Annotated in this window: 23 protein-coding genes; 15 read left to right on the top strand and 8 right to left on the bottom strand. The window is 57.2% G+C overall.

Annotation, left to right across the window (positions count from 1 at the left end):
• The 4 genes from ACP4QI_RS00460 to coaD all read left to right on the top strand — a co-directional run bounded on the left by ACP4QI_RS00460 (position 1) and on the right by coaD (position 4,317).
• On the top strand, positions 1 to 1,635 hold the full coding sequence (locus ACP4QI_RS00460; RefSeq protein WP_426495910.1) for a sulfatase-like hydrolase/transferase: 1,635 nt from the start codon (positions 1 to 3) through the stop codon (positions 1,633 to 1,635).
• A gap of 154 nt (positions 1,636 to 1,789) precedes the next feature.
• On the top strand, positions 1,790 to 3,064 hold the full coding sequence (gene waaA / locus ACP4QI_RS00455; protein ID WP_142487732.1) for a lipid IV(A) 3-deoxy-D-manno-octulosonic acid transferase: 1,275 nt from the start codon (positions 1,790 to 1,792) through the stop codon (positions 3,062 to 3,064).
• A complete protein-coding gene (locus ACP4QI_RS00450; RefSeq protein WP_426495909.1) occupies positions 3,064 to 3,834 on the top strand; it encodes a glycosyltransferase family 2 protein in 771 nt (256 codons plus the stop codon). Before waaA ends, ACP4QI_RS00450 begins: the two co-directional genes overlap by 1 nt.
• A gap of 3 nt (positions 3,835 to 3,837) precedes the next feature.
• Complete coding sequence (coaD, locus tag ACP4QI_RS00445; protein WP_142487730.1) at positions 3,838 to 4,317, top strand: pantetheine-phosphate adenylyltransferase; 480 nt, start codon at positions 3,838 to 3,840, stop codon at positions 4,315 to 4,317.
• 49 nt (positions 4,318 to 4,366) lie between these two features.
• On the opposite strand, the gene mutM is transcribed toward coaD, so the two are convergent.
• From mutM to radC, 4 genes are all read right to left on the bottom strand, one after another.
• The gene (gene mutM, locus ACP4QI_RS00440; protein WP_142487729.1) at positions 4,367 to 5,176 is read right to left on the bottom strand and encodes a bifunctional DNA-formamidopyrimidine glycosylase/DNA-(apurinic or apyrimidinic site) lyase; all 810 of its coding nucleotides are present in this window, start codon (positions 5,174 to 5,176) and stop codon (positions 4,367 to 4,369) included.
• A 72-nt stretch (positions 5,177 to 5,248) separates the two neighbouring features.
• On the bottom strand, positions 5,249 to 5,416 hold the full coding sequence (gene rpmG / locus ACP4QI_RS00435) for a 50S ribosomal protein L33 (RefSeq protein WP_003024094.1): 168 nt from the start codon (positions 5,414 to 5,416) through the stop codon (positions 5,249 to 5,251).
• 22 nt (positions 5,417 to 5,438) lie between these two features.
• Positions 5,439 to 5,675, bottom strand: a complete 237-nt coding sequence (gene rpmB, locus ACP4QI_RS00430; RefSeq protein ID WP_002436699.1) for a 50S ribosomal protein L28 — start codon at positions 5,673 to 5,675, stop codon at positions 5,439 to 5,441.
• 339 nt (positions 5,676 to 6,014) lie between these two features.
• On the bottom strand, positions 6,015 to 6,680 hold the full coding sequence (radC, locus tag ACP4QI_RS00425; protein WP_231313341.1) for a RadC family protein: 666 nt from the start codon (positions 6,678 to 6,680) through the stop codon (positions 6,015 to 6,017).
• A 174-nt stretch (positions 6,681 to 6,854) separates the two neighbouring features.
• Here radC and coaBC point away from each other — a divergent pair, with 174 nt between their 5' ends.
• From coaBC to slmA, 3 genes are all read left to right on the top strand, one after another.
• Positions 6,855 to 8,066, top strand: a complete 1,212-nt coding sequence (gene coaBC, locus ACP4QI_RS00420) for a bifunctional phosphopantothenoylcysteine decarboxylase/phosphopantothenate--cysteine ligase CoaBC (protein WP_426495937.1) — start codon at positions 6,855 to 6,857, stop codon at positions 8,064 to 8,066.
• Positions 8,044 to 8,502, top strand: coding sequence for a dUTP diphosphatase (gene dut, locus ACP4QI_RS00415; protein ID WP_142487727.1), 459 nt, complete (start codon positions 8,044 to 8,046; stop codon positions 8,500 to 8,502). The genes coaBC and dut overlap by 23 nt, the downstream gene beginning before the upstream one ends.
• A 117-nt stretch (positions 8,503 to 8,619) precedes the next feature.
• Positions 8,620 to 9,216: a nucleoid occlusion factor SlmA gene (gene slmA, locus ACP4QI_RS00410; protein ID WP_032615703.1), complete on the top strand. Its 597-nt coding sequence runs from the start codon at positions 8,620 to 8,622 to the stop codon at positions 9,214 to 9,216.
• A 40-nt stretch (positions 9,217 to 9,256) separates the two neighbouring features.
• Here slmA and pyrE read toward each other — a convergent pair whose 3' ends face one another.
• Together pyrE and rph are read right to left on the bottom strand one after the other, a co-directional pair.
• Positions 9,257 to 9,898: an orotate phosphoribosyltransferase gene (gene pyrE, locus ACP4QI_RS00405; RefSeq protein ID WP_426495908.1), complete on the bottom strand. Its 642-nt coding sequence runs from the start codon at positions 9,896 to 9,898 to the stop codon at positions 9,257 to 9,259.
• A 60-nt stretch (positions 9,899 to 9,958) separates the two neighbouring features.
• Positions 9,959 to 10,675: a ribonuclease PH gene (rph, locus tag ACP4QI_RS00400; protein WP_032615700.1), complete on the bottom strand. Its 717-nt coding sequence runs from the start codon at positions 10,673 to 10,675 to the stop codon at positions 9,959 to 9,961.
• Between the two features lie 125 nt (positions 10,676 to 10,800).
• Between rph and ACP4QI_RS00395 the strand changes: the two genes are divergently transcribed.
• The 3 genes from ACP4QI_RS00395 (at position 10,801) to ACP4QI_RS00385 (ending at position 14,558) form a co-directional block, all read left to right on the top strand.
• On the top strand, positions 10,801 to 11,664 hold the full coding sequence (locus ACP4QI_RS00395; RefSeq protein WP_032615698.1) for a YicC/YloC family endoribonuclease: 864 nt from the start codon (positions 10,801 to 10,803) through the stop codon (positions 11,662 to 11,664).
• A gap of 173 nt (positions 11,665 to 11,837) precedes the next feature.
• Complete coding sequence (locus tag ACP4QI_RS00390) at positions 11,838 to 13,772, top strand: acyltransferase family protein (protein WP_426495907.1); 1,935 nt, start codon at positions 11,838 to 11,840, stop codon at positions 13,770 to 13,772.
• Positions 13,773 to 13,940: 168 nt separating this feature from the next.
• Complete coding sequence (locus tag ACP4QI_RS00385; RefSeq protein WP_426495906.1) at positions 13,941 to 14,558, top strand: trimeric intracellular cation channel family protein; 618 nt, start codon at positions 13,941 to 13,943, stop codon at positions 14,556 to 14,558.
• Here the strand turns inward: ACP4QI_RS00385 and ligB are convergent.
• The gene (gene ligB, locus ACP4QI_RS00380; protein WP_426495905.1) at positions 14,555 to 16,225 is read right to left on the bottom strand and encodes an NAD-dependent DNA ligase LigB; all 1,671 of its coding nucleotides are present in this window, start codon (positions 16,223 to 16,225) and stop codon (positions 14,555 to 14,557) included. The genes ACP4QI_RS00385 and ligB overlap by 4 nt on opposite strands.
• A 252-nt stretch (positions 16,226 to 16,477) precedes the next feature.
• Here ligB and gmk point away from each other — a divergent pair, with 252 nt between their 5' ends.
• The 5 genes from gmk to recG are packed head-to-tail and all read left to right on the top strand — an operon-like array spanning position 16,478 to position 22,340.
• Positions 16,478 to 17,101, top strand: coding sequence for a guanylate kinase (gmk, locus tag ACP4QI_RS00375; RefSeq protein ID WP_142487723.1), 624 nt, complete (start codon positions 16,478 to 16,480; stop codon positions 17,099 to 17,101).
• Between the two features lie 54 nt (positions 17,102 to 17,155).
• Complete coding sequence (gene rpoZ, locus ACP4QI_RS00370) at positions 17,156 to 17,431, top strand: DNA-directed RNA polymerase subunit omega (protein ID WP_032615688.1); 276 nt, start codon at positions 17,156 to 17,158, stop codon at positions 17,429 to 17,431.
• A 19-nt stretch (positions 17,432 to 17,450) separates the two neighbouring features.
• On the top strand, positions 17,451 to 19,565 hold the full coding sequence (gene spoT, locus ACP4QI_RS00365) for a bifunctional GTP diphosphokinase/guanosine-3',5'-bis pyrophosphate 3'-pyrophosphohydrolase (protein WP_142487722.1): 2,115 nt from the start codon (positions 17,451 to 17,453) through the stop codon (positions 19,563 to 19,565).
• Positions 19,566 to 19,569: 4 nt separating this feature from the next.
• Positions 19,570 to 20,259 carry a tRNA (guanosine(18)-2'-O)-methyltransferase TrmH gene (gene trmH / locus ACP4QI_RS00360; protein WP_142487721.1) on the top strand — a complete coding sequence of 230 codons (690 nt, stop codon included), beginning with the start codon at positions 19,570 to 19,572 and terminating at the stop codon, positions 20,257 to 20,259.
• A gap of 2 nt (positions 20,260 to 20,261) precedes the next feature.
• Positions 20,262 to 22,340 carry an ATP-dependent DNA helicase RecG gene (recG, locus tag ACP4QI_RS00355; RefSeq protein WP_285129203.1) on the top strand — a complete coding sequence of 693 codons (2,079 nt, stop codon included), beginning with the start codon at positions 20,262 to 20,264 and terminating at the stop codon, positions 22,338 to 22,340.
• Here recG and gltS read toward each other — a convergent pair whose 3' ends face one another.
• Positions 22,341 to 23,543 (bottom strand): sodium/glutamate symporter, encoded by a 1,203-nt coding sequence (gltS, locus tag ACP4QI_RS00350; RefSeq protein ID WP_156262626.1) that lies wholly within the window; start codon positions 23,541 to 23,543, stop codon positions 22,341 to 22,343. It lies immediately after the preceding gene.
• Positions 23,544 to 23,641: the final 98 nt, after the last annotated feature.

Genomic DNA, 23,641 nt, shown 5'->3' with positions numbered 1-23,641 from the left:
ATGTTTAAAACATCCTTACGTTCGTCACTCACGCCGCGCCGTAACATTCTGCGTACCGTGATACTCACGCTGGTTTTCCTGGTGCTGTTTTCACTCTGTGAAATTATCATCCTGCTGAAAGACCATGTTTATCAGCCGAAATCCAGCGACATGTCGCTGTATTTGATCATTTCCGTGCTGGCGGCCGCTAGCGCCCGCTATTTCCTGACTCGTCTGCTGCTGGCGGTCACCTTTATCGTGCAGATATCGGAAGCGGTTTATTACCAGTTCTACGGCCAGTTTTACGGCCCGAGTGAAGTGTGGCTGGCCTTTGTCGAAACCAAAGATATCGCCAGCGGCATTACGGACAGTCTGGGATCGCTTGGGATCTACTTTGCTATCATGGCCGTCGCGGTGATCTTTGCGCTGGTCTTTACCCGTCGTCTGGCGCCGCAGTGGCATAAGTGGGTGGCGATGCCGTGCCTGCTGGCTATCGTGGTAATGTTTGCGGGTCAGTTCTATAAAGCTATCGACGGGCAGATGTATAAATTCAACCCGGATCTGCGCCACTCTTTACTGCGCAACGGTCTGTCGGCCATGAGTTACAGCGCCATTCGCCTGATCCCGGAAGCCCTTTCCGGCGAAAACCAGAGCGTGACGCACTATGAGCCCTATAAGGTCGAGCCAGTGCAAGGCAGCCACGCCGGGAAATACTCCATCATCCTGGCGATTGGTGAAAGCCTCAACCCGCATCATGTCAGCGCCCTGGGCTACGAACGCGACACTACGCCTGAACTGAAGGCGCTGCTGCAGCAGTATCAGGGCACGGGCCGCCTGATCGTCTCGAACGCGGTTTCAACCCGGGTGGCAATCCCGATGCTGGTCAACAACCTGCGCGAGCCGGACAACTACGCCGCCTACAAGTCGAAGTCGACTAACATTTTCACCAATGCCAAAAAGCAGGGCTACCAGACGGCGTTTATCTCCGCCCAGGGCCTGGAAGGGCTGAGCAACTGGATTGGCATCCACGATATCGACCTGTGGGAAGATACGCAGATCCGCCCGGCGCCGGACGTGGGTGCCGACGTGGTGCTGACCCCGTCCGTTGAGCAGGCGAAGCTGGACTGGAATAAACCTTTCCTGATGGTGCTGAACAGCCGCGCGCCGCATATTCCTTATGAGCGCAACATCCCGCAGGGCTTCGCGAAATTCTCTACCCCACGCCTGAGTGACGACGTGGCGCAGAAGAAAAATGAGTACGATGATGCCGTGCGTCTGTACGACAAAGAGCTGGCCTCGGCGATCCGTACCGCAATGGCGAAATCTAAACTGCCGGTGCTGGTGTTTATTACTTCGGATCACGGCGAACGCGTCGGTGATGGCGGGCTGTTCGGCCACTCGATTGTCGAGATGCCGATTGCCCAGGTGCCGTTCCTCTACTTCAGCAACGATCCGGCGTATACGATGAGCGCCATCAGCCCACAGGTTCCTCTCAACCATTACCAGATGGCGACGCTGATCAACAGGATGCTGGGGTACGCGGTCAGTAATCCGAATCAGAAGGACGACAGTTACTATATTACCGGGGGGGATATTCGCGGCCTGTCGGAGCGCGTCACCTACCACCTGAACGAACTGCCGGAAGCGGAACGTTAAGCAGAAATCATTAAACGGGCATGCAATGCCCGTTTTTTTATCTGCGAACGCACGTAACGCAGGCAAATGGCTGAGCAAAAGCGCCAAAGGGATAGCTTTAAACGGTCTAAATGCTTAGAATTTGCCCGCCGAAACTGAAAAAACGGATAATCGCTTGGAATTGTTGTATACCGCTCTGCTCTATATTATTCAGCCACTGGTGTGGCTACGACTGCTGCTACGTAGCCGTAAAGCGCCTGCCTACCGTAAACGCTGGGCTGAACGCTATGGTTACTGCCGCAACAAAGTTGCGCCGGACGGTATTCTGCTCCACTCCGTGTCCGTGGGCGAAACGCTGGCGGCCATTCCGCTGGTCCGTGCCCTGCGCCACCGTTATCCGTCACTGCCGATCACCGTCACCACCATGACGCCAACCGGTTCCGAACGTGCCATGTCGGCCTTTGGCAAAGACGTGCATCACGTTTATCTGCCTTACGATTTACCCTGCGCCATGAACCGTTTCCTCAATACCGTGCGTCCTAAGCTGGTGATCGTGATGGAAACCGAACTGTGGCCAAATATGATTTCCGCCCTGCACAGCCGTAAAATTCCACTGGTGGTGGCAAACGCCCGCCTGTCGGAGCGCTCTGCGAAGGGGTATGGCAAGCTGGGCAAATTTATGCGCCGCCTGCTGAGCAAAATCACGCTGATCGCAGCCCAGAATGAAGAAGACGGCGCGCGCTTCCTGTCGCTGGGCCTGAAGCGCAATCAGCTGGCAGTTACCGGTAGCCTGAAGTTTGATATTTCTGTCACGCCGGAGCTGGCTGCCCGGGCTGTCACCCTGCGTCGGCAGTGGGCACCGCGCCGCAAAGTGTGGATCGCCACCAGCACCCACGACGGCGAAGAAGAGATTATCCTCCAGGCGCATCGCCAGCTTCTGGAAAACTTCCCGGACCTGCTGTTAATCCTGGTGCCGCGCCACCCTGAGCGTTTTAAAGACGCCCGGGACATGGTGCAAAAAGGCGGGTTCAGCTTCACTATGCGCAGCAGCGGTGAAATCCCCTCCTCCAGTACTCAGGTGGTGATTGGCGATTCCATGGGCGAGCTGATGTTGCTGTACGGCATTGCTGACCTGGCTTTTGTCGGCGGTAGCCTCGTGGAGCGCGGTGGGCATAACCCGCTGGAGCCGGCGGCGCACGCCATTCCTGTGCTAATGGGGCCGCATACTTTCAACTTCAAAGATATCTGCGCCAAACTGCAGCAGGCTGACGGGCTGATTACGGTCACCGATGCGGGCTCGATCGTGAAGGAAGTTTCGACCCTGCTGACCGACGAAGATTATCGTCTGTGGTATGGCCGCCATGCCGTCGAAGTGCTGCATCAGAATCAGGGAGCATTGACCCGCCTGCTGCAACTTCTGCAACCTTACCTGCCCGTGCGGAGCCATTAATGCCTGCGCGTCTGTCGGTCGTGATGATCGCCAAAAACGCCGCAGACCTGCTGCCGGATTGCCTCGCCTCCGTAACCTGGGCCGATGAGATCGTCCTGCTCGATTCCGGCAGTACCGACGCCACGGTGGAAGTCGCGCGCGCGGCCGGTGTGCAGGTCTATATCAATACCGACTGGCAGGGCTACGGCATTCAGCGCCAGCGTGCGCAACAGCTCGCCACCGGCGAGTATGTCTTAATGATCGATACCGACGAGCGCGTCACGCCGGCGCTGCAACAGGCCATCCAGCGCGTGCTGGTTGCACCTCAGCCCGACGCCGTCTACAGCATCGCCCGGCGTAACTACTTCCTGGGCCGCTTTATGCGTCACAGCGGCTGGTATCCCGATCGCGTGATGCGCCTGTACGCACGCACGCGCTATCAGTACAACGATAACCTGGTGCATGAATCGCTGGACTGCGACGGCGCGCACGTGATTGCCCTCGACGGCGATCTGCTGCACCTCACCTGCCGTGATTTCGCCAGCTTCCAGCGCAAGCAGCTTAACTACGCCACGGCATGGGCCCAGGAGCGTCATCAGCGCGGTAAGACAACCTCGCTGGCGGGTATCTTCAGCCATACCGCCGGGGCGTTCCTGAAGACGCTGGTGCTGCGTGGTGGCGTGCTGGACGGTAAACAGGGCTGGTTACTGGCGGTGGTTAACGCTCAGTATACTTTTAATAAATACACCGAGCTGTGGGCGCTGAACCGCGGCTACTCAGAGAAAGCGTGAGCCATGAGCACAAAAGCGATCTATCCGGGTACCTTCGATCCCATCACCAACGGTCACATTGACATCGTCACGCGTGCCGCAAGCATGTTTGATACGGTGATCCTGGCGATTGCCGCCAGCCCCAGCAAAAAGCCGCTGTTCGACCTGGAGGAGCGGGTTGCCCTGGCGAAAGCCGCTACCGCGCACCTGCCGAATGTGGACGTCGTAGGCTTTAGCGACCTGATGGCGAACTTTGCCCGCGCTCAGCAGGCCAATATCCTGATTCGCGGCCTGCGTGCGGTGGCCGATTTTGAATATGAGATGCAGCTGGCGCATATGAACCGCCATCTGATGCCCGAGCTGGAGAGCGTCTTCCTGATGCCATCCAAAGAGTGGTCGTTTATCTCCTCCTCGCTGGTGAAAGAGGTCGCGCGCCACGCGGGGGATGTCACCCATTTCCTGCCTCCCGCCGTTCATCAGGCATTGATGGACAAGCTGAAGTAGTTCCTGCCTTTTTCTTGCCGGGCGGCGCTGCGCGTGCCCGGCCTATATATCACTTCTGGCACTGACGGCAGTAGAAGGTGGCGCGCTGAGCGTGCTTCGTCGCCACAACAGGCGCGCCGCAGACCCGGCATGGCTCATCCTTACGACCGTAGACCTGCAATTCCTGGGCAAAGTAGCCCGGCTTACCGTCGCTCTGCAGGAAATCCTTCAGGGTGGTTCCGCCCTGCTCAATCGAACGCAGCAGTACTGCTTTAATTACCCTGACCAGCAGCTCGCACTCTTGCGCGGAGAGCGAGGAGGCCAGGCGATCGGGATGGATCCCGGCGGCAAAGAGCGATTCGCTGGCGTAGATGTTACCGACGCCGACCACCAGCTTGTTATCCATCAGCCAGGGTTTAATCGGGGTTTTCTTCTTCGCGCACTTCGCTTTCAGGTACTCCGCGTCAAACTCATCCGAGAGCGGCTCCGGCCCCAGATGCGCCAGCACGTTGTGCCCTTCCAGCTCTTTGGTCCACAGCCAGGCACCAAAGCGGCGCGGATCGGTATAGCGCAGCACTTTACCGTTACTCATCACCAGGTCAACGTGGTCGTGCTTTTCAGCAGGCAGCTCTTCGCTGAGGATGCGTAAGCTCCCGGACATTCCCAGATGGATGATGATCCAGCCATCCGGCAGCTCCAGCAGCAGGTACTTCGCGCGGCGCTGTACGCTGAGAACCGGTTTATCGCTCAGGGCGTGGATCTCATCAGAAACCGGCCAGCGGAGACGTCCGTTGCGGACAACAGCGTGAAGAATGGTCGCACCGACCAGGTGGGGCTCAATGCCACGACGGCTGGTCTCTACCTCAGGTAATTCAGGCATGGTTCCTCCGTTGAGATTCAGAATGCAAAAAACCCCGCAGTTGCGGGGTTTTTCAGTACGAGGAGTCTAAAATTATTTAATTTTAGCTTCTTTGTACAGTACGTGCTGGCGTACAACTGGATCGAACTTTTTCAGTTCCAGTTTTTCCGGCTTAGTACGTTTGTTCTTCGTGGTGGTGTAGAAGTGACCTGTACCAGCAGAAGAAACCAGCTTGATTTTCTCACGAATACCTTTAGCCATGATTTATTTCCTCTTTAAGTACTTAGTACTTTTCGCCACGGGCACGCAGTTCGGACAGAACTGTATCGATGCCTTTCTTATCAATAACACGCATACCTTTAGCAGATACACGCAGGGTGACAAAACGCTTCTCGCTCTCAACCCAGAAACGGTGAGAGTGCAGGTTCGGCAGGAAACGGCGTTTAGTCGCGTTCAGTGCGTGGGAACGGTTGTTACCGGTCACCGGACGCTTGCCAGTAACTTGGCAGACTCGGGACATGTCTATTCTCCAAAAATCAAATTAGCTCGAGCTTCGTATGGGGTATCGGCGCCTCGTCAGGCTTTACAGCCCAGTCATCGCGATTCTACACGTCATTCTTCAAGCTGCGTCTGCGTTGGCTGCGCTCGCTCACCCAGGTCACATACTTAAGTATGCTCCCAGGGATTCACTCTCTTGCCGCCTTGATGCAGCCTGAATAATTTAGTGTCTTAGTGAACCATCGATTGCCAGGCCCAAATGCCAAACCCGAGATTCTCAAAGGTGGCGTAGTATACGCTGACTCGAGGATGTGCTCAAGTCCCGAACAGACAAAGATCCCGATGGATCGCGAGAAATGGCTTAAATCCACCCACGTTCAGCAAACGAAACGTATTCTCCCCGACCTATCACCAGATGGTCAAGCACACGAATGTCCATGAATTGACAGCATTTCATGATCCGTGCGGTCACGTCTCTGTCGGCTTTGCTCGGTTCGGCGCGTCCTGAGGGGTGATTATGCGCGAGGATCACGCCAGCGGCATTCACTTTTATCGCTTCGCGCACAATTTCACGCGGGTGAACCTCTACATGGCTCAGCGTCCCCGAAAATAACCGGGAATGGTTCAGGACCCGGTTCTGGTTATCAAGGAAGATAACCATAAAGATCTCGCGCTCGTCCTCCGCCAGCTGGCTGCGCACAAACTCCCGGGTCATCTCCGGATCCTGCAGTGGGTTTATTCCCCGTATCCCCGAACAGTAGTAGCGGCGGGCAAGCTCCGCTATCCCCTTCAACTGGGCAAACGTCGCTAAACCAATACCTTCGACCTGCCTGAAATCCTTCATCTCTGCGGACAGCAAACCATGCAGCGAGCCAAAATGGTGCAACAAATCTCTGGCAAGCGCGAACACATTTTTACTCCGCGTCCCGGTACGCAGGAACAGCGCCAGCAGCTCTTCGTCCGTAAGCAAGGTCGCGCCATCGCGTAGCATTTTTTCCCGCGGTAGCAGCGGGGTTGATGTCTCCATATTCTCTCCTTCTCCCTGACCACACCATGCTGCCACAGACCCCGGCTCCTCACGACGGCGTATTGCCCGTCTTGCGTAACGCCTCGCAAAGTGGCGGATGGACAACATCACGATGCTTTTCGGATTGTGATAAAATGGCCGTCTCTCAGGTGAACCCAACAGGAAAGAATCATGATGAGCCTGGCCGGTAAAAAAATCGTTCTCGGCGTCAGCGGCGGCATTGCAGCCTATAAAGCGCCGGAACTGGTGCGCCGTTTGCGCGAGCGCGGCGCGGACGTGCGGGTGGCAATAACCGAAGGGGGCAAAGCGTTCATTACGCCGTTGAGCCTGCAGGCGGTTTCAGGCTACCCGGTATCGGACAGCCTGCTCGATCCGGCGGCAGAAGCCGCAATGGGCCATATTGAGCTGGGCAAATGGGCGGATTTAGTCATCCTCGCCCCGGCCACCGCCGATCTTATCGCCCGCGTAGCCGCCGGCATGGCCAACGACCTGGTATCCACCATCTGCCTGGCCACCCCGGCGCCGGTCGCCGTGGTGCCTGCGATGAACCAGCAGATGTACCGCAACGCGGCAACGCAGCATAACCTGGCAACGCTCGCCTCGCGCGGGCTGCTGATTTGGGGGCCGGACAGCGGCAGCCAGGCCTGTGGCGACATCGGCCCGGGCCGCATGCTGGATCCGCTGGCGATTGTGGATCTGGCCGCCGGCCATTTTTCACCTGTCAACGATCTGCAACATCTGAACATCATGATTACCGCGGGTCCGACGCGTGAGCCGTTGGATCCGGTGCGCTATATCACTAACCAAAGCTCCGGCAAGATGGGCTTTGCGATTGCCGCCGCCGCCGCGCAGCGCGGAGCCAAAGTCACGCTGGTCAGCGGCCCGGTGTCGCTGCCAACGCCGGCGCAGGTGCAGCGCATCGACGTAACGACCGCGCTGGAGATGGAAGCAGCCGTCCAGGCGCAGGCGCAACAGCAGCAGATTTTTATTGGTTGTGCCGCCGTAGCGGACTACCGCGCAGCCGCCGTGGCGGATGAAAAAATTAAAAAGCAAGGCGATGAAATCACGATAAAAATGGTGAAAAACCCGGATATCGTTGCCGGTGTCGCCGCGCTAAAAAATCGACGGCCTTACGTTGTTGGGTTTGCCGCTGAAACGAATAATGTGGAAGAATATGCCCGGCAAAAACGTACCCGCAAAAACCTCGATTTAATTTGCGCGAACGACGTATCGCTGGCCACTCAAGGATTTAACAGCGACAGCAACGCACTGCACCTATTCTGGCAGGATGGAGATAAAGTCTTACCGCTTGAGCGCAAGGAACTCCTGGGCCAACTATTACTGGACGAGATCGTTACCCGTTATGATGAAAAAAATCGACGTTAAGATTCTGGACCCGCGTGTTGGTCAGCAATTTCCGCTGCCGACCTATGCCACTTCCGGCTCTGCCGGTCTTGATCTGCGCGCCTGCCTCGACGACGCCGTAGAGCTGGCACCGGGCGCCACCACGCTGTTGCCGACCGGTCTTGCAATCCACATTGCCGATCCCTCTCTGGCGGCGGTGATCCTGCCACGTTCTGGCCTTGGCCATAAGCATGGTATCGTGCTGGGCAACCTGGTGGGGCTTATCGATTCGGACTATCAGGGTCAGCTGATGGTCTCCGTCTGGAACCGTGGCCAGGACAGCTTCACCATTCAACCCGGCGAGCGTGTCGCCCAGATGGTATTCGTCCCGGTGGTACAGGCTGAATTTAATCTGGTAGAAGACTTCGACGCGACCGATCGCGGCGAAGGCGGCTTCGGCCATTCCGGGCGTAAATAAACCCGGCTAAACGCATCTCACAATCTAATAACGTATTAACAAACCGCAAACGGACGTTTGCGGTCGTTGTGTGGATGTCAGCCTGACAAGTGCTTATTTTCAGGGGTATTTTGCAACATGGCAGAAAAACAAACAGCGAAAAGGAATCGTCGCGAAGAAATACTTCAATCTCTGGCTCTGATGCTTGAATCCAGCGATGGCAGTCAACGCATTACCACCGCAAAACTGGCCGCCTCTGTGGGCGTGTCGGAAGCGGCGCTGTACCGTCATTTCCCCAGCAAAACGCGGATGTTCGACAGCCTGATCGAGTTTATCGAAGACAGCCTGATCACGCGTATCAACCTGATTCTGAAGGATGAAAAAGACACCACCGCACGGCTGCGTCTGATTGTTCAGCTGATCCTTGGGTTCGGCGAGCGCAATCCGGGTTTAACCCGTATCCTGACCGGCCACGCGCTGATGTTTGAACAGGACAGGCTGCAGGGGCGCATTAACCAGCTTTTCGAGCGTATTGAGGCGCAGCTGCGCCAGGTATTGCGCGAAAAGAAGATGCGTGAAGGCGAGGGTTACAGCATGGATGAATCGCTGCTAGCCGGGCAGGTACTGGCCTTCTGTGAAGGGATGCTCTCACGCTTTGTGCGCAGTGAATTCAAATATCGCCCAACGGACGATTTTGACGCCCGCTGGCCGTTAGTCGCCGCGCAGTTGCAGTAACGGGTAGGCCCGGTAAGCGCAGCGCCACCGGGCAATTAACTCAGACGCCGAACTCTTCGCGATACGCACGCACCGCCGCCAGGCTCTCTGCCATCTCCGGCTTCTCTTCCAGATAGGCAATCAGGTCTTTCAGAGTGATGATTGAGGTCACTTTGCAGCTGTAATCGCGCTCCACTTCCTGGATAGCGGAGATTTCGCCACGGCCGCGCTCCTGGCGGTCCAGCGAGATCAGCACGCCAGCAAGCGTAGCGTTGTTCGCCTGGATAATCTCCATCGATTCACGAATGGCGGTGCCTGCGGTGATCACATCGTCCACCAGCATGACGCGGCCCTGCAGCGCGCTGCCGACCAGATTACCGCCTTCGCCGTGGGTTTTGGCCTCTTTACGGTTAAAGCAGTACGGCACGTCGCGATCGTGATGCTCCGCCAGCGCCACGGCGGTGGTGGTGGCAATCGGGATGCCTTTGTATGCCGGGCCGAACAGCAGTTCGAATTCAATCCCGGAATCCACCAGCGCTTCGGCATAGAAGCGGCCTAAAAGTGCCAGATCGCGCCCGGTATTAAACAGCCCGGCGTTAAAGAAATAGGGGCTCTTGCGCCCGGATTTCAGCGTGAACTCGCCAAACTTAAGTACCTGCTTGCTAAGCGCAAATTCAATAAACTGGCGCTGATAAGGTTTCATGGATTCGCTCCTTACTTTTCTACGGACAAAAAAAAGGCGACTCATCAGTCGCCTTTAAAATCAATTTTCTAACGCCGCCTTCTGCGTCGTTACGATAGATTCGATTCCCTCTCGGGCTAACGCCAACAGCGCCAGAAGTTCTTCGTGGGTAAATGGCTCACCTTCAGCGGTGCCCTGCACCTCGATGATACGACCGTCTTCGGTCATCACCACGTTCATGTCGGTCTCTGCCGCGGAGTCTTCAACGTACTCCAGATCGCACAGCGCTTCGCCATTGACGATCCCTACAGACACTGCCGCAACCATGCCTTTCAGCGGGTTAGCTTTCAGCTTACCGGCCGCGACCAGTTTGTTCAGGGCATCGGCCAGCGCCACGCAGGCACCGGTAATGGAGGCCGTACGGGTGCCGCCGTCAGCCTGGATCACGTCGCAGTCCAGGGTGATGGTGAATTCACCCAGCGTTTTCAGATCGACAGCCGCGCGTAGCGCACGGGCGATCAGACGCTGGATCTCCATGGTGCGGCCGCCCTGCTTACCCTTCGCCGCTTCGCGGGCGTTACGGGTATGGGTGGAACGTGGCAGCATGCCGTATTCGGCAGTGATCCAGCCCTGCCCCTGGCCTTTCAGGAAGCGCGGCACGCCCTCTTCAATGGAGGCGGTGCACAGCACTTTGGTGTCACCAAATTCAACAAGCACAGAGCCTTCAGCGTGTTTTGTATAGTTACGGGTCAGGGTGACGGGGCGCACCTGGTTGGCGCTACGACCTGATGGACGCATGATGATATCTCCGGCTTGAAACGAATGTGGCTGCGCATTATACGGATTAAACGCGCTTATTCCTATCCTGAGAAAGCCCCGAAAGCTATAATCCCCCCATCTCTCCTTCAAAAACGGAAATGTCTATGATCCGCAGTATGACCGCCTACGCCCGCCGTGAAATCAAGGGTAGCTGGGGCAGCGCTACCTGGGAAATGCGCTCGGTAAACCAACGCTATCTTGAAACCTATTTCCGTATGCCGGAGCAGTTCCGCAGTCTTGAGCCCGTGGTTCGTGAGCGTATCCGTGCTCGCCTGACGCGCGGAAAGATTGAATGCAACCTGCGTTTTGAGCCCGATGCGAGTGCGCAAGGGGAGCTGATCCTCAACGAGAAACTGGCTAAACAGCTGGTGAACGCCGCTAACTGGGTCAAAATGCAGAGCGACGAAGGCGAAATCAACCCGGTTGATATTCTGCGCTGGCCTGGGGTGATGGCGGCTGGCGAACAGGATCTGGACGCGATTACCGCTGAAATTCTGGCTGCGCTGGACGGTACCCTGGATGACTTCATCGTAGCCCGTGAAACCGAAGGCCAGGCGCTGAAGGCACTGATCGAGCAGCGTCTGGAAGGCGTGAGCGGCGAAGTAGTGAAAGTCCGCTCCCATATGCCAGAAATCCTGCAGTGGCAGCGTGAGCGTCTGGTCGCCAAACTGGAAGACGCCGAAGTTCAGCTGGAGAATAACCGTCTCGAGCAGGAGCTGGTGCTGATGGCCCAGCGTATCGACGTTTCTGAAGAGCTGGACCGTCTGGAAGCGCACGTCAAAGAGACCTACAACATTCTGAAGAAGAAAGAGGCCGTGGGCCGCCGTCTCGACTTTATGATGCAGGAGTTCAACCGCGAATCGAACACCCTGGCGTCGAAATCGATCAACGCAGAAGTCACCAATTCTGCGATTGAGCTGAAGGTACTGATTGAACAGATGCGCGAGCAGATTCAGAACATCGAATAAGCCGTAACAGGCGTCGATTTGTTATTAATGGTCCCTTAACGGGACCATTTTCATTTAATAGCCATAAGAATTTACTGTCTGCTTTCGGCGCATCAGAACATAAGCAGTCTTTTAGCGATTTTGATAGAATGCAGGCCGCATTTCTTATTTTGAGCGTCCTTTCAGGAAACCTAATGGCAAACATCAACTTATCTCTAGAGGACGTATCCAGCCTCTCAGTTGACCGCGATTTCAGGCAAGACATTAACCTGCTGCGCGGAATAGCCATTCTTTCTGTCGTTTTTTATCACTTTACCGCCACCCTGTTGCCCGGCGGTTTTGCGGGCGTGGATGTATTTTTTGTTATCTCCGGCTTCCTGATGACCAAAATCATCGCCACCGGCCTGGAAAGGAACAGCTTTAATCTTATTCAGTTTTATGCCGCGCGCTGCAAGAGAATAATTCCTGCCCTACTGGCGATGTGTCTGGTCATCGCCGTGGCGACCTTTTTCTGGCTACCGACAAATGAGTATAAAAAGCTCGGAAACTATATTGGCTATGCCGCCCTATTTATTTCGAACCTGAAACTCAACAAAGAGTCCGGGGACTATTTTGCCCTCGACTCGCATGAAAACTGGTTTTTACATACCTGGTCATTGTCCGTTGAATGGCAATTCTACCTGGTTTTACCTTTTATTATGATGGGTCTTTACCCCCTCAGAAAAAAGCTGAACACCGGGCTCTGCCTGCTGGTCCTCACCGTCGCGTCGTTTATGGTGAGCATTACGCACACCTCTGGCAACGCGTCCACCAGCTTCTATCTGATGCCGTATCGCGCCTGGGAAATGCTGTGCGGCGGGCTGGTGTGGTATGCCGCGCAGCGTTTTGTTCTGCCATTAAGGCTTCGTCCGGTTGCGGCGATCGCAGGTTACGCCCTGATACTTATCTCCCTCTTTTCTATCACCGCAGAGCAAGCCTGGCCCGGGCCACTGACTTTACTGCCCGTCGTGGGCGCGATGCTGGTGATTTACAGCGACTACCAACCGCTGGTGAGCCTGTTTGATCGGAATTTTCGTTGGGCAGGACTGAGCTCGTATTCCGTCTATTTATGGCACTGGCCCATTGTGGTGTTTCTGATCTATTCAGGGCGACAGCATAACGGGCCGTGGGTAATGAGCGCGATTGCGCTCTCCTTTGCCGCCGGATGGCTCTCCTGGGTTTTGATTGAACAGCCCGGAAAAAACTACCTGAGCCAGCGTACGACCCGCACATTCTGGTTAATCCTGTTTGCCTGCGTGGGCGTTGCCTGGCTGTTTAGCTATCTGGTGAAAAACAGTATCGTTGTCAGCCAGCCCGATCCTCTGGTAAACAAAATCGCGCTGGAAGCCACCAATAAAAACTATGCTGCCAACCCGAAAACGCACTTAAGCCTTTACGGTACGGGCAAGCCTGCCGCCATCATTATTGGCGACAGTCATGCAGAAGCCACCGCGACCGCACTGGCAGAAGCTGCACAGGGTAAAGGCTCGGTTATCGGTATCACTTATTCTGGCTGCCCGACGCTGGCGACGGGTGAAGTTGACGAGAACAAACGGTGCGGAGCATTTAATCGCTCCCTTCCTTCACGGCTACAGCATTACCCGTCAGATGTGCCGGTGGTGATTGTGAACCGCCTGACGCATTATGCGGAACAGCAGCTGGTGACCTTCGACGCCAGGCCGCAAAACAAGGAGGCGTACCTGCAACAGTATGCCGATGCGGTGGTCGGAATGGCGTGCACCCTGAATCGCGAGCATCCTGTTTACCTGGTGAACCCGATCCCCGAGATGGCGCATAACATTCCCCGCACGTTATCCCATCGTCTGATGACCGGCAGAGCCACCCGCGATTTATCAGTCCCACTGGCGAACTACGAGAAAAAGAACGCGGCTATTTTACAGGCCCAGGCGCGGGCGGCAAAACAGTGCGGCGTTCAGGTTCTGGATCCCACCGCCTGGCTCTGCACCGCGGGTCGCTGCATGGGCAGTAAAAATCTACAACCCTGGTACTTCGACGATAATCACCTCAGCGAAACCGGTAATAAAGTGCTGGTACCGATGTTCCGCCAGGTTTTTAGTCGCCCGCGGTAGTTAAGACCAAATAAATCTAATGCGATATATGAGTAAAAAAAGCGATATCGCACTCATTGAGCTATTCAAGCATTAGCTAATCTAAGGCATACCCGCTCGCACAAAAAAATCTAAATCGTGAGCCAGCCCACAAAAAGTTACCCTGACGGCATTAAAGTTGGGGGTAACATGCTGCTGCACATCCTGTATTTGATCGGTATTACCGCTGAGGCCATGACCGGTGCCCTGGCCGCCGGACGTCGTCGTATGGACACCTTCGGCGTTATTATTATTGCCACCGCAACGGCGCTGGGTGGGGGTTCCGTTCGGGATATCCTGTTGGGCCACTACCCGCTCGGCTGGGTGCAGCATCCTGAATATGTGATTATTGTCGCCGTCGCCGCAGTGCTGACCACTATCCTCGCCCCGGTGATGCCCCATCTGCGACGTCTGTTTCTGGTGCTGGATGCGCTCGGCCTGATCGTCTTCTCCATTATCGGGGCCCAGGTCGCGCTGGATATGGGCGAAGGTCCGGTTATCGCCACTATCGCGGCGGTGATCACCGGCGTGTTTGGCGGGGTACTGCGCGATATGTTCTGCAAACGCATTCCACTGGTCTTTCAGAAAGAGCTCTATGCCGGGGTCTCCTTCGCGGCAGCGGTGCTGTACGTCGCTCTGCAGCACTACATCAGCAATCAGGATGTGGTAATTATCTCCACGCTGCTCTTTGGCTTTACCGCCCGCATGCTGGCGCTGCGTTTAAAGCTGGGCTTACCGGTCTTTTATTACCGCCACGACAGCCACTAAAATCCCTGCACGCCCTGCTCATTAAGCCAGGACGTCAGGATGTTAACGTTAGGGTGACGGATAAAGTCAACCAGCCTGCGCGCTCTTCCCACACCAATGCCCGGAACCTGCTGCCAGCCCAGCGGATCCCTGTTCTGTAACTGCTGCCAGTGCTGGTCGCCCAGCGCACGCATGGCCACCCGGGGAAGAGGTACGCCAAGCGCATCCAGCCAGCGGGTAAAGGGCTGACGGCGCGCCAGGTTGAACTGATGCCAGAGCCGCAGGCCGCGCTGCGCCGAAAGACCGGGCGTATGCTGGAGCTGCTCCTGGGTGAGCGTCAGCCACGAAAACAGGTGCTCAAAATGATGTGCCTGATGAAGCACCTGCCAGCCTGCGTCGCCCAGCCCTTCGATGTTTAATACCGACGATGAACTCAGCCAGGCCAGCCGGGCCATAAACTGTTCGTGGCATTCCGGTGAGGCATAAAAACAGGTGAGCGGCGTAAAGCGCGACTCTGGTGGCACCGGTTTTTGTCGGTCGGTCCCTCGCCAGACAACCTTATCCACCCGCGGGATCCCCTGCCCGGCCAGGCTAACCTGAACCTGATCGCCCGGCGCAATATCCAGTGCCTGCCAGCGGCCCACCGACCCCAGATTGACGCGCTGCACCCGTTTATCATCAAGCTGTACCGGCTCAAGTGTCGCGACCACCGCGATCCTGCCGGTACGTCCCACGGCAAAGTTAATAGCCCTGACCTCTGCGACCCGTGTGGCCTGAGCATATTTCCATGCCACCACCCAACTGCCGTCTCCGGGCAGCCAGCGGTTGCCTGCGGGCTCCTGTGCCGAGCGGATCACAATACCATCGGTAACAAAGGGCAACGGCGACTTCAGCCAGCGGTCGCGCATTTTTTCAGCCTCCTCCACTGAACTGATTTTCTGCGTCCAGGATTCGGTCAGGGTGAAGCCCGCCCGGGCTAACGCCCGCAGACGCTCGCCCATCGGGGCGGGGCCATCCGGCCAGGCCCAGATGAAGATGCCGATCTGATCCAGGACGGCGCTGTCATCCTGCCGCATCATCGCCCCGGCGACTTTTGCCCGCGCATTCATACCGCCCATCTGGCGCTGGACATGATTTTCGCGCTGTAAGAAGAGCTCCCCCTGCAACACGCTGTTGGCGAGCGGGCCCGTCACCCGGGCGGGCACCGTGGCGATGCGCTTCACTTTCGCCGTCCAGTCTTCGCCTTTCAGCCCATCGCCCCGGCTGGTGGCCTGCACCAGCTGCCCCTGACGGTAGACCAGCGTCACCGCCACGCCATCCACCTTGGGCTGGATCCACAGATCGCGATGCGAATGCATCCACTGCCGCAGCTCCGCTTTATCGGCCACCTTCATCACCCCGGTATGGCTGACCGGATGCCTGACCGAACCGCCCGCAGGCAACGGCGCGTCTGTCACCTGTTCATCACCAAAGCAGTGCCGCCACTGTCTCAGCCGCGCGGCCAGCTGGTCATATACCTCGTCGTTCACGTCGCTGACGCCCTGCTGCCAGTAAGCCTTATCCCAGCGGGCCATTTGCGCACTGAGTCGGGCGATCTCCTGCGCTGCCTGCGCGGGTGACCAGACCGGGCAAACCGCCATCCCGCTGCTGCTCCAGAGCAGCATAAGTACACCAAAACATCGCCACATCGTCGTTCCTCCCTGTTTTATACGGGGGTATAACGCGGTACGAAAACGCAGGCGACAGGCAAAAACAGACTTTACGAGCCAGCATCAGGACTTTGTTTCTGTTGCAGCAAACGGCGGAGAAAAGCGGAAAAGGGCGAGCAAAAATCAACTAAGAAACGGAAAAAGTGTGACAAAGGCTACGTCACGAAGCGGCGACGTGTATAATAAGCCCGTATGTAGGACTTTCTTCGCTAACACATACAAAAGACTCTCATGGCTCAAGGCACGCTTTATATTGTTTCTGCCCCTAGTGGCGCGGGTAAATCCAGCCTGATTCAGGCACTGTTAAAAACCCAACCGCTGTACGATACCCAGGTATCGGTTTCTCACACCACGCGCGCGCCGCGTCCGGGTGAAGTGCACGGTGAACACTATTTCTTTGTCGATCACGATGAATTCAGAACGATGATTGGCAGAGATGCGTTTCTTGAACACGCGGAAGTTTTCGGTAACTACTACGGCACCTCGCGTGAAACCATTGAGCAGGTGCTGTCGACCGGCGTGAACGTGTTCCTTGATATCGACTGGCAGGGCGCGCAGCAGATTCGCAAGAAAATGCCTGATTCGCGCAGTATCTTTATTTTACCGCCGTCGAAAGACGAGCTGGATCGCCGTCTTCGTGGCCGTGGCCAGGATAGCGAAGAGGTTATTGCAAAACGTATGGCCCAGGCAGTTGCGGAAATGAGCCATTACGCCGAATATGATTACCTGATTGTGAATGATGATTTTGACGCCGCCCTGAGCGATCTCAAAACTATCCTTCGCGCCGAACGTCTGCGCATGAGCCGCCAGAAGCAGCGACATGACGCATTAATCACCAAACTGTTGGCAGACTGAACCCACATTCAGTATCATGCCCAGTCATTTCTTCATCTGTGGAGCATTTTAAGTATGGCACGCGTAACTGTTCAGGACGCTGTAGAGAAAATTGGTAACCGTTTTGACCTGGTGCTGGTCGCCGCGCGTCGCGCTCGTCAGATGCAGTCAGGCGGTAAAGATCCGCTGGTACCGGAAGAAAACGATAAAACCACCGTTATCGCATTGCGCGAAATCGAAGAAGGTCTGATCAACAACCAGATCCTCGACGTACGTGAGCGCCAGGAGCAGCAAGAGCAGGAAGCCGCAGAACTGCAGGCCGTTACCGCCATTGCTGAAGGTCGTCGTTAATTAAACCTGCGGGTCGCCCTTGTATCTGTTTGAAAGCCTGAATCAACTGATTCAAACCTACCTGCCGGTAGACCAGATTAAACGTCTCCAGCAGGCGTATCTCGTTGCACGTGACGCTCACGAGGGCCAGACACGTTCAAGCGGTGAACCCTATATCACGCACCCGGTAGCGGTGGCCTGTATTCTGGCCGAGATGAAACTCGACTACGAAACGCTGATGGCCGCCCTGCTGCATGACGTGATCGAAGATACCCCCGCCACCTACCAGGACATGGAACAGCTGTTTGGCAAAAGCGTTGCCGAGCTGGTGGAAGGGGTCTCTAAGCTTGATAAGCTGAATTTCCGCGACAAGAAAGAGGCGCAGGCCGAAAACTTCCGCAAAATGATCATGGCGATGGTGCAGGATATCCGCGTCATTCTGATCAAACTCGCTGACCGTACCCACAATATGCGCACCCTGGGCTCCCTACGCCCGGATAAACGTCGTCGCATTGCCCGTGAAACCCTCGAAATCTACAGCCCGCTGGCGCACCGTTTAGGTATTCATCACATTAAAACCGAGCTGGAAGAGCTGGGTTTTGAAGCCTTGTACCCGAACCGCTTCCGGGTGATCAAAGAGGTGGTGAAAGCCGCACGTGGTAACCGTAAGGAGATGATTCAGAAGATCCTCTCTGAAATCGAAGGGCGTTTGCAGGAAGCCGGTATTCCCTGCCGCGTCAGCGGTCGCGAAAAGCATTTGTACTCCATCTACTGCAAAATGGTGCTCAAAGAGCAGCGTTTTCACTCGATCATGGATATCTACGCGTTCCGCGTGATCGTCCAGGACTCTGATACCTGCTATCGCGTGCTGGGTCAGATGCACAGCCTTTACAAGCCGCGTCCGGGTCGAATGAAGGACTATATCGCCATTCCAAAGGCGAACGGATATCAGTCTCTGCACACCTCGATGATTGGCCCGCACGGCGTGCCGGTTGAGGTGCAGATCCGTACCGAAGACATGGATCAGATGGCGGAGATGGGTGTTGCCGCGCACTGGGCCTACAAAGAGCGTGGCGGCGAAAGCAGCACTACCGCGCAGATCCGCGCCCAGCGCTGGATGCAGAGCCTGCTGGAGCTACAGCAGAGCGCCGGTAGCTCGTTTGAATTTATCGAGAGCGTTAAATCCGATCTCTTCCCGGATGAGATTTACGTTTTCACGCCAGAGGGGCGCATTGTCGAGCTGCCTGCTGGCGCAACCCCGGTCGACTTCGCTTACGCCGTGCATACCGATATCGGTCATGCCTGCGTGGGCGCGCGCGTCGACCGCCAGCCGTATCCGCTGTCACAGCCGTTGACCAGCGGCCAGACGGTGGAAATCATTACCGCACCGGGCGCGCGTCCGAACGCGGCGTGGCTCAACTTTGTGGTGAGCTCGAAAGCCCGCGCCAAGATCCGCCAGCTACTGAAGAACCTCAAACGCGACGACTCCGTCAGCCTGGGCCGTCGTCTGCTCAACCATGCGTTGGGCGGCAGCCGTAAGCTGGCCGAGATCCCGAAAGAGAGCATTCAGCACGAGCTGGAGCGTATGAAGCTCGCCTCGCTTGATGACCTGCTGGCAGAGATCGGTCTGGGTAACGCGATGAGCGTGGTGGTGGCGAAGAACCTGCAGCAGGGCGAAACCTCTGTGCCGCAGCCGTCATCAACCAGCCACGGCCATCTGCCGATCAAAGGCGCCGACGGCGTATTGATTACTTTTGCCAAGTGCTGCCGACCGATCCCGGGCGACCCGATTATTGCCCACGTCAGCCCTGGTAAAGGCCTGGTTATCCATCACGAATCCTGTCGTAACATCCGCGGCTATCAGAAAGAGCCTGAGAAGTTTATGGCGGTAGAGTGGGATAAAGAGACCGAGCAGGAATTTATCACCGAAATTAAGGTGGATATGTTCAACCACCAGGGTGCGCTGGCGAACCTGACGGCGGCAATCAACACTGCCTCTTCCAACATTCATAGCCTGAATACGGAAGAGAAAGATGGCCGCGTTTACAGCGCCTTTATTCGTCTGACCGCGCGGGACCGTGTGCATCTGGCGAACATCATGCGCAAAATCCGCGTGATGGCCGACGTGATTAAAGTCACCCGTAACCGAAACTAGCTTTATGAATTCAACGCGTTATGCCCGGATTTGCGAAATGCTCGCCAGGCGTCAGCCCGATCTGACGGTCTGCATGGAGCAGGTCCATAAACCTCATAACGTGGCTGCTATCGTCCGTACCGCAGACGCCGTCGGTGTGCATGAAGTGCACGCCGTCTGGAAGGGTACACGGATGCGTCCCATGGCCTCGGCTGCCGCAGGCAGCAACAGCTGGGTACAGGTCAAAGCCCACGACAATATTGCCGACGCCATTTCGCATCTGAAGGGACGCGGCATGCAGATTCTGGCAACCCACCTTTCCGACAAAGCCGTCGATTTCCGTGAGATTGATTATACCCGTCCGACCTGCATTCTGATGGGTCAGGAGAAGACGGGGATCACCCAGGAAGCGTTAGATCTGGCGGATCGGGACATTATCATTCCGATGATCGGCATGGTGCAGTCCCTGAACGTCTCCGTAGCGTCCGCGCTCATTCTGTATGAAGCCCAGCGCCAGCGACAGAATGCCGGGATGTACAAACGTGAGAACAGCATGTTGCCGGAAGACGAGCAGCAGCGCCTGCTGTTTGAAGGCGGCTATCCGGTGCTGGCCAACGTGGCGAAGCAGAAAAAATTACCCTACCCCCACGTGAATATGCAGGGCGAAATCGAAGCCGATGCAACGTGGTGGGCCACCATGCAAGCGGCGAAATAATCATGCAAGGCCGCCTGCTGGATGCTGTGCCGCTCAATTCCCTGACGGGCGTTGGCGCGGCCCAGAGCAGCAAACTGGCAAAAATTGGCCTGTATACCGTGCAGGATCTCCTCCTGCACCTCCCCCTGCGTTATGAAGACCGCACCCAGCTCTATCAGATTGGCGATCTGCTGCCCGGGATTTACGCCACGGTTGAAGGCGAAGTGCTGAACAGCAATATCACCTTCGGCGGTCGCCGGATGATGACCTGCCAGATCAGCGACGGCTCCGGCATCCTGACCATGCGCTTCTTCAACTTCAGCGCGGCGATGAAAAACAGCCTCGCCGCCGGGCGACGGGTGCTGGCCTACGGCGAAGCCAAACGCGGGAAATACGGCGCGGAGATGATCCATCCCGAATACCGCGTACAGGGCGATCTCAGCACCCCGGAGATGCAGGAGACGCTGACGCCAGTCTATCCGACCACCGAAGGCATCAAGCAGGCGACGCTGCGCAAGCTGACCGATCAGGCGCTGGAGCTGCTCGACACCTGCGCCATTGCCGAACTGCTGCCGCCCGAGCTGGCGCAGGGGATGATGAGCCTGCCGGAGGCGTTGCGCACCCTGCACCGCCCGCCGCCGACGCTGCAACTCAGCGATCTGGAGAGCGGCCAGCATCCGGCCCAGCGACGCCTGATTCTGGAAGAGCTGCTGGCGCATAACCTGAGCATGCTGGCGTTACGCGCTGGGGCGCAGCGTTTTCACGCCCTGCCGCTCCCGGCCCGAAACGAATTAAAAGATAAACTGCTGGCCTCGCTGCCGTTTAAACCCACCGGGGCGCAGGCCCGCGTCACCGCCGAGATCGAGCGCGACCTGGCGCTGGACGTGCCGATGATGCGCCTGGTGCAGGGCGATGTTGGCTCCGGTAAAACGCTGGTGGCCGCGCTGGCCGCACTGCGCGCCATTGCGCACGGCAGACAGGTCGCCCTGATGGCGCCGACCGAACTGCTGGCCGAGCAGCACGCGAATAACTTCCGCAGCTGGTTTGCCCCGCTGGGGGTTGAAGTGGGCTGGCTGGCCGGAAAACAAAAAGGCAAGGCGCGACAGGCGCAGCAGGAGGCCATTGCCAGCGGCCAGGTGCAGATGATTGTCGGCACCCACGCCATCTTCCAGGAGCAGGTGCAGTTCCACGGCCTGGCGCTGGTGATTATTGATGAACAGCACCGTTTCGGCGTACATCAGCGGCTGGCGCTGTGGGAGAAAGGGCTCCAGCAGGGGTACCATCCGCACCAGCTGATCATGACCGCAACGCCGATCCCGCGTACCCTGGCGATGACCGCCTATGCCGATCTCGATACCTCCACCATCGACGAGCTGCCCCCGGGCCGTACGCCGGTGACCACCGTCGCCATCCCGGACACGCGCCGCAGCGACATCATCGATCGGGTGCGCAACGCCTGTCAGGAAGGCCGCCAGGCCTACTGGGTCTGTACCCTGATTGAGGAGTCGGATCTGCTGGAAGCCCAGGCGGCGGAAGCCACCTGGGAAGAGCTAAAGCTGGCCCTGCCGGAGCTGAACGTCGGGCTGGTGCATGGCCGCATGAAGCCTGCCGAGAAGCAGGCGGTGATGCAATCCTTCAAGCAGGGCGATCTGCATCTGCTGATCGCCACCACGGTGATTGAGGTGGGGGTGGATGTGCCTAACGCCAGCCTGATGATCATCGAAAACCCGGAACGTCTGGGTCTGGCGCAGCTCCACCAGCTGCGCGGCCGCGTAGGACGTGGCGCGGTGGCCTCGCACTGCGTGCTGCTCTATAAAGCTCCGCTGTCCAAGACCGCCCAGAAGCGTTTACAGGTTTTACGCGACAGCAACGACGGCTTTGTGATTGCGCAACAGGATCTGGAGATCCGTGGCCCGGGAGAGCTGCTCGGCACCCGCCAGACCGGTAACGCCGAGTTTAAAGTGGCCGATTTGCTGCGCGATCAGGGTATGATCCCTGAAGTACAGCGTCTGGCACGCCATATCCATGACCGCTACCCCGACCAGGCGGCAGCGTTAATCGAGCGCTGGATGCCCGAGACCGAACGATACTCGAACGCCTGATCAGCCAAACATCGGCAGCATCAGATAGAGTTTGATCACCAGCGCATTGACGATATCAATAAAGAACGCCCCCACCATCGGCACCACCAGAAACGCCATATGTGACGGACCGAAACGCTCGGTGATGGCCTGCATGTTGGCGATGGCCGTCGGCGTTGCCCCCAGACCAAAGCCGCAATGTCCGGCTGCAAGCACCGCCGCGTCGTAGTTTTTGCCCATCAACCGCCAGGTGACGAACATCGCATACAGCGCCATAAACAGAGCCTGCACGACCAGAATAGCCAGCATCGGCAGCGCCAGCGAGGCCAGTTCCCACAGCTTAAGGCTCATCAGCGCCATCGCCAGGAACAGCGACAGGCAGACGTTGCCCAGCACCGATACCGCACGTTCAAAGACGCGATAAAAACCTATCAGGGCGAGGCCATTGCTGAGGAGCACCCCCACAAACAGCACGCAGACAAAGGTTGGCAGCTCCAGCGCTGACCCCGCCAGCAGTTGCGCAATCACCTTGCCCGCCGTCAGACAGATGGCGATAAGCGCAATGGTTTCGATCAGCACCAGGGAAGTGATCATGCGTCCGACGTCCGGCTTTTCGAACGCCGACGGCACCGCTTCATCTTCCGGGCAGCCGTTCGGGGTGGCGGAGTGTTTTACAAGATAGCGCGCCACCGGCCCGCCAATCAGGCCGCCCAGCACCAGGCCAAAGGTGGCGCAGGCCATCGCCACTTCGGTGGCATTCTGGAAGCCATAGCGCTCAACAAACAGCTTACTCCAGGCCGCACCGGTGCCGTGCCCACCGGAAAGGGTAATCGAGCCGGCCAGCAGACCCATCAGCGGATCCAGCCCCAGCAGGGAAGCCATACCGATACCGATGGCGTTCTGCATCACCAGCAGCCCGACCACCACAATTAAGAACACGCCCAGCACTTTGCCGCCTGCCCGCAGGCTGGCGAGGTTAGCGTTCAGGCCGATGGTGGCGAAAAAGGCCAGCATCAGCGGGTCCTTTAGCGACATATCAAAGTTGATTTCCCAGCCCATGCTTTTTTTCAGCACCAGCAGCGCAACGGCAGCCAGCAGTCCGCCCGCGACGGGCTCCGGGATGGTGTATTTTCTGAAAAGGGGGACACTGTGAACCAGTTTACGGCCAAGCAGTAAAACCAGCGTTGCCGCAACGAGGGTCGACAACGTATCGAGATGAATCATAGTGGGCTCCTTATATGGCACATGCTCCATCAACATGCGCGTTTTCCTGAACCGATTGCGCGACTTAAGCGCAATCGGGAGCAGGAGTGTAATGAACT

This window comes from Leclercia sp. TB492, assembly GCF_049974505.2.
Lineage (GTDB): Bacteria > Pseudomonadota > Gammaproteobacteria > Enterobacterales > Enterobacteriaceae > Enterobacter > Enterobacter adecarboxylatus_C.
The sequence above is the reverse complement of the archived record's forward strand: the minus strand, read 5'-3'. Positions and strand labels throughout refer to the sequence as shown.